Below are 15,069 nucleotides of genomic sequence, written 5' to 3'. Positions count from 1 at the left end.
AGCAATCATTGATTTGATTGCTTTTTTTGGTGCCTTTTTTCTCGTATTAGTTGCTAAAAATTAATTATTGTTTTTGGAGGAGAATATTATTGAAAAAGAGAATAAGAGTAGTGCTGTTTGTGAGCCTGAGTTTTGTCCAAATACTTATTGCTATGTTTATAGTCGTGAAAAAATGGCTCCGTACGGCTTTTGAAACGGATGCTGCAGTAGTAAAAACGATTGAAGATGGGATGTTTTCAGGAAATGTCGTAGTCTATCCCACCTATGTCCGCCAGCTTTCAATCTGCCACCAGAAACAGAAGTAGAAGAAAAAGAAATCAATAGGCGTAAGGGGTATATCCTTAAAATCAAGAAGTAATAATTCTTTGAAATTGTTAATAATTGTGGAAAATGCTTAAGGCAGCGATAACCATTGACAAATGAGATAAATCTGCTAAAATAAGAACATATAAAGAATGAGAAGAGTAGGTTACTGGAACGTTTAAGGGAGTGATGTCGTCGACTGCAAATCATCACACGGAAAAGTTATCGAAGTTCACCTCGTTCTAATTTAAAATAGTCTTTAATTAAGTGATAAAATAGGATGGTACCGCGGTTTTCGCTCCTTTGTTTAGGGGTTGAAATCGTGGTATTTTTTGTCATCACGGTTAGAAGGTATTAGGAGAAGAAATGAATTTACAAGAAAAAATTGAAGCTTTACGCGAACAAGCTTTGAATAATTTAACAGCAGCTGTTGAAGAAAGAATGCTGAATGATTTGCGAACAGCAATCATGGGTAAAAAAGGTGAGCTGACAGAAATCCTCAAAGGGATGAAAGACCTAACAAATGAAGAACGTCCAGTTATCGGTGCTCTAGCTAATGCCTTCCGTGACGAATTTGGAGCGAAACTTGAGGAGAAAAAAGCAGAGCTTGAAGCAGCAGCCATGAATGCAGCCTTAAATTCTGAAACTTTAGACGTGACTTTACCCGGTCATGCACCTAAAAAAGGTGCGCGTCATATTTTGACTCAAACAGCAGAAGAGATTGAGGAAATTTTCTTAGGTATGGGTTATGAGATTGTTGACGGCTATGAAGTCGAAACGGATCATTATAATTTTGAGCGTATGAATTTGCCTAAAGATCATCCTGCGCGTGATATGCAAGATACTTTCTATGTAACAAACGAGGTATTATTACGCACACATACATCGCCAATGCAAGCGCGCACGATGGACCAACATGACTTTAGTAAAGGTGGTTTACGCATGATTGCTCCAGGTCGCGTTTACCGTCGTGATACGGATGATGCTACTCACAGCCACCAATTCCATCAAGTCGAAGGCTTAGTTGTGGATAAAAACATTACGATGGCCGATCTTAAAGGTACGCTTGAACTTGTCATTCAAAAAATGTTCGGTGCTGACCGTGAGATTCGTCTACGTCCTTCTTACTTCCCGTTTACGGAACCTTCTGTTGAGGTCGATGTAAGCTGCTTCAAATGTGGCGGCAAGGGATGTAATGTCTGCAAATATACTGGCTGGATTGAAATTCTCGGTGCGGGTATGGTTCATCCTAACGTTTTAGAAATGAGTGGTATCGACAGCAAGGAATATTCTGGTTTTGCTTTTGGTATGGGACAAGAACGTATCGCAATGCTCCGCTATGGTATCAATGATATTCGTGGCTTCTATCAAGGTGACTTACGTTTCTTAGAACAATTTGGAAAATAATTTCAGAAGTAAAGACATAAAAGAATACGGAATAAAAGGAAAAATAAAATGTTAGTATCATATAAATGGTTAAAAAAATTAGTCAACGGTCTTGATGATGTTCCTGTTGCTGATTTGGCAGAAAAAATGTCACTTTCAGGTATTGAAATTGAAGGTGTAACTGTACCAGGACAAGGTTTGTCAAAAATTGTTGTCGGTCAAGTCTTGACTTGTGAAGATGTACCTGAAACACATCTACATATTTGCCAAGTTGATGTTGGAGAAGAAGAACCGCTCCAAATCGTCTGTGGTGCTCCAAATGTCAAAGCTGGAATTAAAGTCATTACAGCACTTGTGGGTGCACGTATCGCGGATAACTATAAAATCAAAAAAGGAAAAATCCGTGGTATCGTTTCCTTAGGAATGCTGTGCGCACTTGATGAAATTGGTATTCCTGAATCTGTTAATCCAATGAAGCATGAAGATGGCATCTATATTTTACCTGAAGATGCAGTGATTGGTGACAGTGTCTTGCCATATCTTGACTTAGATGATGAAATTATCGAACCCGATATCTTGGCCAACCGTGCTGATGCAATGTCAATGCGTGGTGTTGCTTATGAAGTAGCAGCTATCTATGGTAAAACAGTCAATTTTGAAGAAAAAACGGTAACCGAAGTAGCCAAAAAAGCGGCTGATAAGGTAGCTGTAAAAGTGGAAACAAGTACAGAACAAGTTCCGACTTATAAAATTCGTATGATTGAAAATGTCAAAATTGCTCCATCACCACTTTGGCTACAAAATACCTTGATGAATGCTGGTATTCGCCCCATTAATAATGTCGTTGACGTAACCAACTATGTTTTGATGTACTACGGCCAACCGCTTCATGCTTTTGATTTTGATAAGTTTGGTGCAGATGAAATTGTGGTGCGTCAGGCGGATCAAGGAGAGAAGATTATTACTCTCGACGAGCAAGAGCGGGAACTTAGCCCTGAGGATATCGTAATTACAGCTAATGGCCAACCGGTAGCTCTTGGAGGTGTCATGGGTGGCTTTGACAGTGAAATTACTGATCAAACAGTCACAGTAGCTTTAGAAGCTGCACTTTTCAACGGCACTTCAATCCGTAAAACTTCACATAAGTTTGCCTTACGTTCAGAATCTTCAAGCCGTTTTGAAAAAGGAATCAACCAAGGTACAGTACGTGAAGCACTAGACTTTGCAGCAGCCATGATTCAAGAACTGGCTGGTGGAGAGATTCTCTCAGGTGTGGTAGAGTCAAATGACTTCATGCCCAAACTTCAAGAAGTTAACATTACTTTGGACCGTATCAATGCGGCTTTAGGAACATCACTTGAAGATGCAGAAGTACTTGCGATTTTAGCGCAACTTGGTTTTGAAACACAAGAAAAAGAAGGACAATTTGACATTCAAATTCCTTCACGACGTTGGGATATCAAGATTGAAGCCGATATCGTGGAAGAAGTAGCTCGTATTTATGGCTATGATAATTTACCTAGTACTCTACCTTCAGGTGCGACAGCAGGTGAATTAACTGCCATGCAAAAATTACGTCGCAAGGTACGCACACACGTCGAAGCGGCAGGGCTTTCAGAAGTTATTGGTTATTCTTTAACTACAGCAGAAAAAGCGCAAGAATTTGTAGAAACACAAGGGGCAACAACATCGTTGATGTTGCCAATGACAGAAGATCGTCAAACCTTACGTGGCAGTCAAATTCCGGGTCTCTTAGATATTGTTAATTACAATCAAAACCGCAAAAATGCAGATGTTGCAATTTATGAAGTAGGCAATATTTTTGTAGCGACAGATTCTGAAGATACACGTCCTCTTGAAATTCCACATCTTGCCTTTGCTATTTCTGGAAATGTAGAAGACAAAACCTACAGTTCTGATGCTGTAGCTGTGGACTTTTATTATGCAAAAGCTATTGTTGAACAACTCCTAGCAGGTTATGACAACCTTGCTTTTGAAGCTTATTCTGAAGTCAAAGAAATGCACCCAGGGCGTACTGCACGTATTCTTTTGGGTGACCGTCAAGTTGGTTTCGTTGGGCAAGTTCATCCTGCAACAGCAAAAGCTTATGATGTGAAAGAAACTTATGTGGCTTCACTGGACTTGGATGCAATGCTTGAGCTTGCACCAGCGCAGACAGTCTTTGTGGAAATTCCAAAAGTTCAAGCTGTGCATCGTGACATTGCGATGCTAGTTGATGCAGAGAAAACACATGCTGAAATCGTAGAAACAATCACTTCAAGTAAAGTTAAAACATTAAGCAAAGTTGAGCTCTTTGATATTTATCAAGGTGAAAACTTACCAGAAGGTAAGAAATCAATGGCTTATAGCTTAACTTTCCAAAGTCGTGAAAAGACAATGACAGAAGAAGAAATTGCAAAAGCAATGGCAAAAATTACGAAAAATCTTGTAGAAACTTTAGCGGTTGAAATCCGTTAAATGAAAAACCTTAGAAGTATATTCTAAGGTTTTTATTATGAGTTTTAAAAAAAGTCAAGAGATAAAGTATTAATAAAAGCGGTTTACATTAAGTTTGTATGTCTCTGTGTAATGTATTCGACATCAACCTGCGTTCTTTTTGTGTTAAAATAGTAAAATATGAAAAAGAACAATTGGAAAAAAGGTGCAACTTTACTTGGACTGTCAGTCGGAATGCTGACAATGGGCCTACAAGTTGCTAAAGCTGACGAAAGTACGATTAATAAAGATATCGAGAACTTTCAACAACAGCTCAACTCAGAACTTTCTCAGACAAATGCTATCTACGCAAAAGCAACTGATTCGCAAAATAAGCTAAAAACAACGCAAGAAAAGATTGCAAGTCTGAATCAAGAAATTGAAAGAACTGAGGGAAAATACAATTCTTTAAAAGAAACAGTAGCGAAGCAAATGCGTGCCATGCAAGCTCACGGTGGAGCTTCAGCTTCTGTTCTTAATGTAGTATTGAATGCTAATGATTTTCATGAAGCAATACAGGCTTGGACAAACCTGAGTGTGATATTAAGAGCTGAGGATGCGCAAGCTAAGGACTTAGTTGACACGCAGAAAAATTTGGAAACAATGCAAAGCTCACTTATGCAAACCAAAGATGAGTTAAAAACTGCTCAGGCAGACTACCAAGAGCAAGCGGAGAACCTTGAAGAGAGTATTCATACTCTAAAAAATAAAATGACTGATAACCAGAACATACTGGAGGAGATGAAAGCCAAAGCAGAAATGTCTAAAGATACAACAGTAGACGAGAATGCAGATCAGCCTAAAATAGAGCAGTTGGCTTCAAAGAAAAATGAAGCACCTCAAGTTTCGGAGCCTAAAGATACTACGATTACAGCTCCGAGTAGTGATGGTGGAACTTCCTTGACTGTTTCGGCTACAGCTTACTCCTCAGATAACGGCTTAGGTTTTATCACAGCTACAGGGATTAACTTGCACCAAAATCCAATGTGTATTGCCGTAGATCCTTCTGTCATTCCCTTAGGAAAGATGGTTGAAGTCCCAGGTTATGGCATTGCTATTGCAGGTGATACAGGAGGAGCTATCAAGGGAAATATTATTGATGTTCACCTTCCAACAACAGCTCAAGCGCAAGCTTGGGGTCGTAAAACAATTCAGATTAATGTACTTGCTTAACAAACAAAAGCATATCTACAGTAGCCTTTCAAAACTACTTTAAGTATGCTTTTTCTTTTGCATTTATGAGTACTAAAAAAAGCACAAGAAGAGGTTATTCAAAGTCTTCTTGGGCTTTTTTTTGTGAGCTAAGGCTGCACTTATCTTTCTTTCATGAAACTTTCTGACCAGTTTTTAACTTTATCGCCGTTTGCAGAGTGATGAATTTTTGAGCTTCAACTTGTTTTACTTTTTTAGTCTCACGTAAATCTCGCTCCTCAGGACTAAACCAGAGGGCTATTTCATAGAGAGCTGCAAAACCTAAGCCTATTCCACCAAACATTAAAACAATTTCTATAAATTCCATTGTGACCTTCTTTTATAATATTCTTAGTTCTCGATTAATTCGGGCGTTATTTCTTCAATACAATCAACGACAGGGCCGACGATTCTTGAAGTTTCTTCATCTAAGTAAAAATCCTTGTATTGTGGATCGGTGTTGAGTGAGTGACAGCGGAAACTTTCTCCGTCTCGAAAAACTTGCTTGCAATACAGCTGTTCTTCTCCGGGTCCGCCCTCTGAAATGACATAAATATCGCCATCTCTATCAAAACCAGTCGTAACAAAGGTGACAATAGAGAAGTTAGGATACTCTGGTTGCATAGAGTCTCCTTTGATGCGTGCAGCACCATCATAACGGCCTGGACGTACGTCTGTAAAGATGGTGTAAGTCTCTTGGGTGTCATTCAGAGCCTGACCAAAACCAGCAGATAATTGCTCATCAGCTACCTCAATCGTATATAGTTCCTCACGACGGTAAGTACGTAAAGGAATGATATTATCTGAGTCAGGAAGAGTTTGTGGTTTCTGACTGGCAAGAAACTGTGAAAAATTCAAGACATTCTTTTGCTGTTCAGCATCTAACTGTTTGTAAATATCGAGAAGCTCAATAAAAGGAGAATGCCCTTGATTTTCGTTGAGGATAAGATCAATAGGTGTTTTGTAAATATTTGCAAGTTTAGTAATCATTTCTAAAGCAGGATTACTGGTTTTCTTCTCCCAAAGCGCATAAGTCCCTTGAGTGATGTCAAGCATCTTGGCAATGTCTTTTTGAGTAAACTGATGTTCTTTACGTAGCTTTTTTAAGGTTTGTCCTAGATTCATGCTTCCATCCTCTTTTATTGAATTTATCAATATTATAAGCTAAAATAGAATAGAAGTCAAGCTAAAAAATTGAATGAGTCAATAAAAGGAAGCGAGCTTGCTTCCTTGCATTTATTAATCTTCTCGATATTCAAGGAGATCTTTAGGTTGACAGTCGAGTGCTTTGCAAAGTGCTTCAAGTGTAGAGAAGCGTATTGCTTTAGCCTTACCATTTTTTAAAATAGAAATGTTAGCCATTGTGATACCCACTCGTTCTGAAAGTTCAGTCACAGACATTTCACGCTCTACAAGCATTCGATCTATATGTACTTTTATTGCCATTTTATACTCCTTTCTTAAACCGTGAGGTCATTTTCTGATTTAATCTGAATGACACTTTGCAGGAGCTTTTCAATTGTTGCAATAAAGATAGCAACAATAAAAGGAGTAACACTAATGGCTACACCAATAACCATAATTACCGGTGCATGAATCACCTCGATGATGTGATAGGTCATAGGTAAAATTCCAAGAAGCACAAAGAAAGTTGCAAATGATAATTTTTTAATAGTAGAAATTATCTTTAAGGCCGGCTCAGTAAAGGCTGTACCACGCTCAATAAGTAACAGTATACGATAGACAAAAATCGTTACGACAAGAGATAGGGCCGCAGCTATGTAAAGCGCCAAATAAAAGAGAATTTTTACAAAATAAATATCATGATCAGAGTAGGAACTGATGAGCCCTTGTGTCAAAACAACAAAGAAAAAAAGGATAAATGCAATAACAGGTACAAGTGCAACCTTGAGAAAGGTGGTCTTAATTTTCGATATTTCTTTCATGTTGTTCATTATAAGTGATGGATGATTGATTGTCAAGATGAAAATATCGTTTTGCGATATGAGTTGACTATGGTTTTGTACGTATAGATGTATCATTCAAAGAACAATTGTTTTTTATAAGAGAGATAGTCGTAAGGGTTTCAAGGAGCAGAGAATAATAATTATATGAAATGTGTTAAAATATCAGTATGGTAAAAAAAGGACGTATTATTAAATCTTTAGCAGGGTTTTACAATGTAGAATCTGAGGGACAAGTTTATCAAACGCGAGCGCGTGGTAACTTTCGTAAGAAAGGGATGAAGCCAATCGTTGGTGATTTTGTGGACTTTTCAGCTGAAGAAAATTCAGAAGGTTATATCTTAGATATACACAAACGCAGTAACAGCTTGATTCGTCCTTCCATTGCGAATATCGATCAGGCTGTCATCATCATGTCAACGGTTAATCCTGATTTTTCCTTGAACCTGTTGGATCGCTTTCTTGTGTTTTTGGAACATAAAGATATTCAGCCTCTCATCTACATTTCGAAACTAGATTTGCTTGAGGATGTCAGTGAGTATGAACAGTTCAAAAAGAATTATGAAACGATTGGCTATCAAGTTTTCTTTGACTGGAAAGAACTGACAGAAGTATTAGCAGATAAAGTTACGGTCTTTATGGGGCAAACGGGCGCTGGAAAAACAACTTTGTTGAATCTAATTGCGCCAGGTATGAACTTGGCTACGGGAGAAACTTCAGACAAACTAGGACGTGGACGTCACACTACGCGTCATGTGGAATTCTTTGAAGTGGCATCAGGCTTAATTGCAGATACCCCAGGATTTTCAAATCTAGACTATGATGTCTTTAACCAACCCGATTTAAATGCGGCCTTTCCAGAAATTTTACGAGAAAGTCATGGGTGTAAGTTTAGAGAATGTACCCATACACATGAACCTTCTTGTGCTGTCAAAGAAGCACTTGAAGAAGGTAGGATTTTAGCGAGCCGTTATGAGAACTATCTACAATTATTAACCGAAATAAACAACACGAGGGAAACTTATGCCAAACAAAGAAAAAAACAAAATTAAAGGAAACATTTGGATGAAGCAAGCCGGCTTTTTAGGTTTAGTGATTCTTTGGGGCCTTATCATTCTGTTTAAAAATAGTTTAGGAGATTGGAAGTGGCCACTTTTTGGCTTGCTTGTTGTCTTAACTATTTGGGGCTTATACCAAATCAATAAAGCTTTCTTTGGCTTGAAAAAATAGGAGGAAACATGAAACAATATACAAATAAAATCGCACCATCTATTCTCGCTGCTGACTTTGGTGCTTTTACAGCAGAAGTCGCAAAGATTAAAGCTGCTGGTGCTGATTATGTACACATTGATGTTATGGATGGTCATTTTGTTGACAACTTGACTTTTGGCTCTGGTGTCGTTGCTGCACTTCGCCCACATACAGATATGGTTTTGGATGTGCACATGATGGTCGAAAATCCAGAAAAATACGTCACAGAGTTTGCGAAAGCTGGTACGGATATCATGAGTATTCATGTTGAAGCAACAGCACATATCCATGGTGCATTACAAAAGATTAAAGCAGCTGGAATGAAAGCCAGTGTAGTCATCAATCCTGGAACTCCCGTTTCAATGATTGAACCTGTTCTCGGCATGGTGGATATGGTCTTAGTGATGACTGTCAATCCTGGTTTTGGAGGTCAAGCCTTTATTCCTGAAACGATGGATAAAATTCGTGAACTTGTGAAATTACGTGAAGCTAATAATCTAGAATTTGATATTGAAGTTGATGGTGGTATTGACGATAAAACTGTTGACCAAGCACGAGAAGCAGGCGCCAATGTATTTGTAGCTGGATCTTTTGTCTTTAAAGGCGATGTGGCTGATAATATTCAAAAGTTAAGAGATAGATTATGAACGTCGTCATTATTATTCTTTTGATTTTAGCCATTCTGATTGGGATTACTAATTTTTTCAAAAAGCCAAAGTCTAACACCAAACTGAATGCGCGGGTCGAAAATCTGTCTTCAAACCTGACAGAGTTACGTATAGAAATGTCGCAACAGTTGGGGCAAAATCGCCAAGAAATTTCCGGAACAGTTTCAAGCTTATCGCATAATATGAATGCAAACTTAGGAAATCTGACAGAAAATATCAATGCTAAATTTGATTACCAGTTTAAGGATTTACAAAGTTCCAACGAGCAAAAACTAGATAAAATTGCGCTTAACTTAGCAGAAATGTCAGCAGCTATTACGGATAAATTTGACCGTAAGTTTCAGGAGCTGCAAGAGGCTAATGATAAAAAGCTCAGTCAAATTCAGAACACGGTGGATGAAAAGCTTCAGGAAACATTAAACAAAAGGATTTCCCAAAGCTTTGAACAGGTCACAAATCTTCTGACTTCAGTTGATAAAGGATTAGGCGAAATGCGTAACCTAGCCAGTGATGTCGATAGCCTACAAAAAGTAATGACGGGTGTGAAGACACGAGGTATTATTGGCGAGGTACAACTTGGCCGTATTTTAGAGCAAATTTTCACCTCAAGTCAGTACCAGGAGCAAGTCAACATTCAAGACCGAAATGCAGTAGATTTTGCGGTTATCATGCCTGGTAAAGTAGCAGGCAGTGATGTTTTATTGCCGATTGACTCAAAGTTTCCTTTGGAAGACTACCAACGCCTGCAAACTGCGCTTGAAACAAACGATATGCTGGCGATTGAAGCATCACGAAAAGCCTTGTTTGCCGCGGTTAAAGCTCAGGCAAAATCAATTTCGGAGAAATACATCTTACCGCCAAAGACAACCGACTTTGCAATCATGTTTTTACCTATTGAGGGGCTTTTCATGGAAGTGGTAAATAACACAGACCTTTATGAGCAACTCAGCCGTGATTATAAGGTAAATGTTACTGGTCCAACAACCATGACAGCAGTCTTGAATAGCTTGCAAATGGGATTTAAGACCTTACAGATAGAACAAAAATCAAGTGAAGTTTATGAAATGCTTGGGGCTGTTAAAACCGAATTTGGTAAGTTTGAAACCTCGCTTAAGAAAGTTCACGAACGTTTGCAACAGTCCGAAAAAGAAATCAATACGCTGATTACGACAAGAACGAATGTCATGAATCGTAAATTGCGCACGATTGATGCCGTTGACAAAGACACGAGTGCTGCGCTTTTAGAAATAGAAGGGGACTAAGATGGTTCTGATAAAAAACATAGCTATGGGAGAATTTTTTGAAGGATTCTACCTGATAAAATCAGTCGAGCTTCGTCGAACACGCGCAGGTAAGGATTTCCTTGCGATTGTTTTTCAAGATCGGACAGGAACAATCTCGGGCAATATTTGGGATGCCAATCCTAAAGCTGTCAAGCAGTTTGTTGCGGGGCGTGTGGTTCATATGAAAGCCTTAAAAGAACTCTACAACGGCATGCCGCAGGTCAATCGAATTAGCCTACGTTTGCCGGAAGGTAACGAACCAGCTAACCCTGCAGATTATCGTGAAAAATCACCGGTAAATGAGACGGATCTCCGTAAATATGTTGAAAGTATCGTTTTCCGTATTGAAAATGCAACATGGAATCGTATCGTTCGTCATATCTTGAAAAAATTTGACAGTGAATTTTATCAGTTTCCTGCTGCGAAAACCAATCATCATGCCTTTGAAGGTGGATTGGCTTATCATACAACCACGATGCTCCAACTGGCCGAAAAAGTATGTGAAGTTTATCCACAGCTCAATGAATCTTTGATGTTTGCAGGTATTCTTTTGCATGATATGGCCAAATGTTTAGAGTTTACTGGTTATGAAAACACAAGTTATACGTTGCGTGGAAATCTCTTAGGACACATCGTTCTTATCGATGAAGAAGTCAGTAAAGCAGCGATCGAACTTGACATCAGTGATGAAAAAGAGGACTTGCTTTTACTGCGTCATGTTTTACTGAGTCATCACGGCCAGTTAGAATATGGCAGTCCTGTCCGCCCTAAAATCATGGAAGCAGAAATCATTCATCAGATTGATATGATGGATGCTAGCATGATGATGATGATGACCGCTCTAAATAATGTTGAACCGGGACAATCAAGTCAACGCGTTTTTGCCTTGGAAAATCGTAACTTTTATAAACCATTAGATAACTAAAGAGAAGAAGAAAAGATGAAACACACACTTAAAAATAATACATTAACGGTTGCAGTTGACACTTTTGGTGCAGAATTACACTCTGTTCAAAAAGAGGGTATCGAATATCTTTGGCAAGCAGCTCCAGCGTTTTGGGGACGTCATGCTCCTGTTCTTTTCCCGATTGTTGGGAAGTTAAAAGACGGACATTACAGCTACGCAGGTAAAAACTATGAGATGTCAGGACACGGCTTTGCACGTGATACAGAATTCAAACTCGTACAGGAAAAAGAGGATGAGTTGGTTTATGAAATTACCTCAAATGCTGATACACTTGCACAATATCCTTTTGAATTTAGCTTTAAGGTAAGTTACAAATTGACAGGAAATCAAGTGCGCGTACGTTATCAAGTGGAAAACAAAGATGAAAAGACGATGATTTTTGGTGTGGGTGCTCATCCAGCTTTTAACGTTCCTCTCGAAAAAGGCAGCTTTGAGGATTACACCTTGACGATAGCCCCAGCCGAAAAACGTACATTTCTTCCTTTAGATTTACCAACGGGTACGCTTAAGAGAGAAGAGCAATCTGAGGTTGAGGTGAGTGATATAGCACTGAACCATGAACGCTTTTCTAAAGACGCGCTCGTTTATACATCATCAGATGAGATGTCAGTGGCCTTAACAAACCGCTTAGATAGCCGAAGTGTGAAAGTCACTTGGGAAAATATGCCTTTCTTTGGTCTTTGGAGTCCCTATCCAGCTGAATCTCCTTTTGTTTGTATCGAACCTTGGGCTGGTATAGCAGATGAAGTTAGCACAACAGGCGAACTTACCGAAAAATTTGGGATGAATCAACTTGCTCCACATGAAACTTTTAGCTGTGAATATATTATTGAAATAAACTAAGACAAAAAGATAGACAGTAAGTCTATCTTTTTCTAAATTTTTAAGAAAGACCGCGAGAAAAAGCAGCTGTAAATTGCTATAATAGAAAGTATGAATGATATTTTCCAACTTACACTGATTTTAGTGGCTTCATTAGTCGCAACTTTAATCGCAAGAAGAATAAGAATTCCCGCAGTAGTCGGTCAAATACTGATTGGTATTGTCTTAGCACCTGCTGCTTTGGGATGGTTGCAAGGAGGACACACCATTGAGGTCCTCTCCGAAATTGGGGTGATTCTGCTCATGTTTCTGGCAGGGCTAGAGAGTGACCTAGGGGTTTTAAAGAAAAACTTTAAACCTGCTTTACTGGTTGCCCTAGCGGGTGTCCTTGTTCCTTTACTGGTTTTCTGGGGCGTAACAACGATGATGGGCTATGCCTTCTCAACGGCTATCTTTTATGGTATCGTCTTTGCAGCAACCTCTGTCTCGATTACAGTTGAAGTTTTGCAAGAATACGGTAAGCTTTCCACAAAGGCAGGCTCTATTATCTTGGGTGCGGCTGTTGTAGACGATATTCTGGCTGTTTTAGCTCTATCTATCTTCACATCTACACAAAGCTCTTCTGGCAACTTGCCAAAGCAGTTTTTCATGGAATTCCTCTTCCTTCTTTTCCTTGTCTTGGTACACAAGTCAATCCCTAAAGTTTGGCGTTTTGTGGAGAAACTTCCGGTCTACGCAAAAAATACAACAGCGGCGCTCATTCTTTGTTTGGTTTTAAGCCTCCTTGCTGATGCAGCGGGTATGTCAGCTGTGATTGGTTCTTTCTTTGCTGGATTAGCTTTAAGTCAAACAGACGTTTCTCATAAGATTGAGGAATACAGTTCCGCTATTGCTTATGTCGTCTTCATCCCAGTTTTCTTCGTTTCCATTGCGATTTCCGTAACTTTCGAGAGCATCTTTGAACATCCAATCTTGATTCTCTTCTTTACTTTATTAGCAGTATTGACGAAGTTTATTCCGGCTTATTTCATCGGGAAATCAACGGGACTTACAAGCTCAGACAGTGCCTTGGTCGGTACAGGAATGGTTTCTCGTGGTGAAATGGCTTTAATCATCGCGCAGATTGGTCTTGCTTCACAAGTGATTAATAGCGATATTTATTCAGAGCTGGTTATCGTGATTATCCTCAGCACTCTGATTGCACCGTTCCTAATCAAGCTCTCTTTGAAAAAAGACTAAAATAACAATAATAACAGACTTATGACAAGAAAAATGATAAAATAGTCAAAGTATATAAAATGAAGGGGTTTCTTATGTCAAACTGTCAAGTAGTAAAACATCCACTTATCCAACACAAACTTTCAATCTTGCGTCGTGCAGACGTTTCAACAAAAGAGTTCCGCGAACTCGTTGACGAGATTGGTATGCTTATGGCTTATGAAGTATCTCGTGACTTGCCTGTACAAGATGTCGAAATTGATACTCCTGTTGCGCACATGACTGCGCAAGAACTTGCAGGGAAGAAATTAGCAGTTGTGCCAATTCTTCGTGCAGGTATCGGTATGGTAGATGGTATCTTGAAACTTATCCCAGCAGCGCGCGTGGGCCACATTGGTATGTATCGTGATGAAGAAACGTTCAAACCAGTTGAATATTTGGTTAAACTCCCAACAGATATCGCTGAGCGCCAAATCTTTTTGGTTGATCCAATGTTAGCTACAGGTGGTTCAGCAATTCTTGCAATTGATAGCCTTAAAAAGCGTAATGCTAACAATATCAAGTTCGTTTGTCTTGTTGCAGCACCAGAAGGTGTAAAAGCAGTCCAAGAAGCGCATCCAGATATTGATATCTATGTTGCAGCACTTGATGATCACCTTAACGAACATGGCTACATCGTTCCAGGACTTGGTGATGCTGGAGACCGTTTGTTCGGAACAAAATAATAAAACTTTAAAACGTTAGAGAGTAAAAGCTTTCTAGCGTTTTTTTATAAAAAAAATAAAAATCCTGAGCTAAATAGTTTACAAGCGTAAATTTATGTGTTAAGATTACATTTGTAAACATAAATAAGAAAATAAAAGGAGACATTACTATGTCATTTATCAACTCACTCAAAAATCGTCGTTCAATCTACGCACTTGGTAAAGATGTTAAAGATGCAGACCAAGCTATCGAAACAATTAAAGAAGCAGTAAAACACAGCCCATCAGCTTTCAACAGCCAAACAACACGTGTACTTATCGTTACAGGTGAGGCGCAAGAAAAACTTTGGGGCCAAATCGTGGCTGACGAATTGAAAGCAACAATGAAAGCACAAGGTGTTCCTGAGTCAGCTTGGGAAGGTACAAAAGCAAAACTTGATGGCTTCAAAGCTGCTTATGGTACAGCTCTCTTCTTCGAAGATCAAGACGTCGTAAAAGGTTTGCAAGAACAATTTGCCCTTTATGCAGACAACTTCCCAGTATGGAGCGAGCAAGCTTCAGGTATCACTTCAGTCAATGCATGGACAGCTCTTGCAGAACTTGGTATTGGGGCAAACTTGCAACACTACAATCCAGTTATTGATGAAGCAGTTGCTAAAGAATGGAACGTTCCAGCAAACTGGAAACTACGTGGTCAACTCGTATTCGGTTCTATCGAAGACGAAGCAGGAGAAAAAACTTACATGGCAGATGATGACCGTTTCATTATCGTAAAATAAGTTAATAAAGGCCTTAGGGCTTTTTTTTGTAGGAAAA

General features: G+C 39.1%; 17 protein-coding genes. 13 read left to right on the top strand and 4 right to left on the bottom strand.

Going from position 1 to position 15,069, the window contains the following annotated elements:
- Positions 1 to 164: 164 nt before the first annotated feature.
- The 4 genes from J0J35_RS07195 (at position 165) to J0J35_RS07180 (ending at position 5,358) form a co-directional block, all read left to right on the top strand.
- A complete protein-coding gene (locus tag J0J35_RS07195; RefSeq protein WP_227671637.1) occupies positions 165 to 305 on the top strand; it encodes a hypothetical protein in 141 nt (46 codons plus the stop codon).
- A 364-nt stretch (positions 306 to 669) separates the two neighbouring features.
- A complete protein-coding gene (gene pheS, locus J0J35_RS07190; RefSeq protein WP_019292196.1) occupies positions 670 to 1,710 on the top strand; it encodes a phenylalanine--tRNA ligase subunit alpha in 1,041 nt (346 codons plus the stop codon).
- A gap of 48 nt (positions 1,711 to 1,758) precedes the next feature.
- Entirely contained in the window at positions 1,759 to 4,167 is a 2,409-nt protein-coding gene (gene pheT / locus J0J35_RS07185; RefSeq protein ID WP_206916378.1) for a phenylalanine--tRNA ligase subunit beta, read from the top strand.
- Between the two features lie 159 nt (positions 4,168 to 4,326).
- Positions 4,327 to 5,358, top strand: a complete 1,032-nt coding sequence (locus tag J0J35_RS07180; protein WP_206916376.1) for a 3D domain-containing protein — start codon at positions 4,327 to 4,329, stop codon at positions 5,356 to 5,358.
- A 151-nt stretch (positions 5,359 to 5,509) separates the two neighbouring features.
- Here the strand turns inward: J0J35_RS07180 and J0J35_RS07175 are convergent, their stop codons facing one another.
- From J0J35_RS07175 to J0J35_RS07160, 4 genes are all read right to left on the bottom strand, one after another.
- The gene (locus J0J35_RS07175; protein ID WP_206916374.1) at positions 5,510 to 5,704 is read right to left on the bottom strand and encodes a hypothetical protein; all 195 of its coding nucleotides are present in this window, start codon (positions 5,702 to 5,704) and stop codon (positions 5,510 to 5,512) included.
- Between the two features lie 23 nt (positions 5,705 to 5,727).
- Complete coding sequence (locus J0J35_RS07170) at positions 5,728 to 6,501, bottom strand: XRE family transcriptional regulator (RefSeq protein WP_206916371.1); 774 nt, start codon at positions 6,499 to 6,501, stop codon at positions 5,728 to 5,730.
- A gap of 114 nt (positions 6,502 to 6,615) precedes the next feature.
- On the bottom strand, positions 6,616 to 6,822 hold the full coding sequence (locus J0J35_RS07165) for a helix-turn-helix transcriptional regulator (protein ID WP_019292191.1): 207 nt from the start codon (positions 6,820 to 6,822) through the stop codon (positions 6,616 to 6,618).
- 14 nt (positions 6,823 to 6,836) lie between these two features.
- Positions 6,837 to 7,418: a DUF2975 domain-containing protein gene (locus tag J0J35_RS07160; RefSeq protein ID WP_242520613.1), complete on the bottom strand. Its 582-nt coding sequence runs from the start codon at positions 7,416 to 7,418 to the stop codon at positions 6,837 to 6,839.
- Positions 7,419 to 7,510: 92 nt separating this feature from the next.
- Between J0J35_RS07160 and rsgA the strand changes: the two genes are divergently transcribed.
- The 9 genes from rsgA to J0J35_RS07115 all read left to right on the top strand — a co-directional run bounded on the left by rsgA (position 7,511) and on the right by J0J35_RS07115 (position 15,032).
- Positions 7,511 to 8,392 carry a ribosome small subunit-dependent GTPase A gene (rsgA, locus tag J0J35_RS07155; RefSeq protein ID WP_206916367.1) on the top strand — a complete coding sequence of 294 codons (882 nt, stop codon included), beginning with the start codon at positions 7,511 to 7,513 and terminating at the stop codon, positions 8,390 to 8,392.
- Positions 8,364 to 8,570 (top strand): hypothetical protein, encoded by a 207-nt coding sequence (locus J0J35_RS07150; RefSeq protein ID WP_019292188.1) that lies wholly within the window; start codon positions 8,364 to 8,366, stop codon positions 8,568 to 8,570. Before rsgA ends, J0J35_RS07150 begins: the two co-directional genes overlap by 29 nt.
- Positions 8,571 to 8,578: 8 nt before the next feature.
- A complete protein-coding gene (gene rpe, locus J0J35_RS07145; RefSeq protein WP_165717107.1) occupies positions 8,579 to 9,238 on the top strand; it encodes a ribulose-phosphate 3-epimerase in 660 nt (219 codons plus the stop codon).
- Positions 9,235 to 10,521 carry a DNA recombination protein RmuC gene (rmuC, locus tag J0J35_RS07140; RefSeq protein WP_206916349.1) on the top strand — a complete coding sequence of 429 codons (1,287 nt, stop codon included), beginning with the start codon at positions 9,235 to 9,237 and terminating at the stop codon, positions 10,519 to 10,521. The genes rpe and rmuC overlap by 4 nt, the downstream gene beginning before the upstream one ends.
- 1 nt (position 10,522) lies before the next feature.
- The gene (locus J0J35_RS07135; RefSeq protein WP_206916347.1) at positions 10,523 to 11,467 is read left to right on the top strand and encodes a 3'-5' exoribonuclease YhaM family protein; all 945 of its coding nucleotides are present in this window, start codon (positions 10,523 to 10,525) and stop codon (positions 11,465 to 11,467) included.
- A 15-nt stretch (positions 11,468 to 11,482) separates the two neighbouring features.
- Positions 11,483 to 12,352, top strand: a complete 870-nt coding sequence (locus tag J0J35_RS07130; RefSeq protein WP_206916345.1) for an aldose 1-epimerase family protein — start codon at positions 11,483 to 11,485, stop codon at positions 12,350 to 12,352.
- A gap of 90 nt (positions 12,353 to 12,442) precedes the next feature.
- Entirely contained in the window at positions 12,443 to 13,570 is a 1,128-nt protein-coding gene (locus tag J0J35_RS07125) for a cation:proton antiporter (RefSeq protein ID WP_003133404.1), read from the top strand.
- 74 nt (positions 13,571 to 13,644) lie between these two features.
- Positions 13,645 to 14,274, top strand: coding sequence for a uracil phosphoribosyltransferase (upp, locus tag J0J35_RS07120; protein ID WP_003133406.1), 630 nt, complete (start codon positions 13,645 to 13,647; stop codon positions 14,272 to 14,274).
- A gap of 149 nt (positions 14,275 to 14,423) precedes the next feature.
- Positions 14,424 to 15,032: a nitroreductase family protein gene (locus J0J35_RS07115; protein WP_019292184.1), complete on the top strand. Its 609-nt coding sequence runs from the start codon at positions 14,424 to 14,426 to the stop codon at positions 15,030 to 15,032.
- The last annotated feature ends 37 nt before the right edge of the window (positions 15,033 to 15,069 follow it).

Origin of the sequence: Lactococcus sp. LG606 (assembly GCF_017309645.1) — a bacterium.
GTDB lineage: Bacteria > Bacillota > Bacilli > Lactobacillales > Streptococcaceae > Lactococcus > Lactococcus petauri.
Note: the sequence above shows the minus strand (reverse complement) of the source record. Positions and strands in the feature narration are given on the sequence as shown.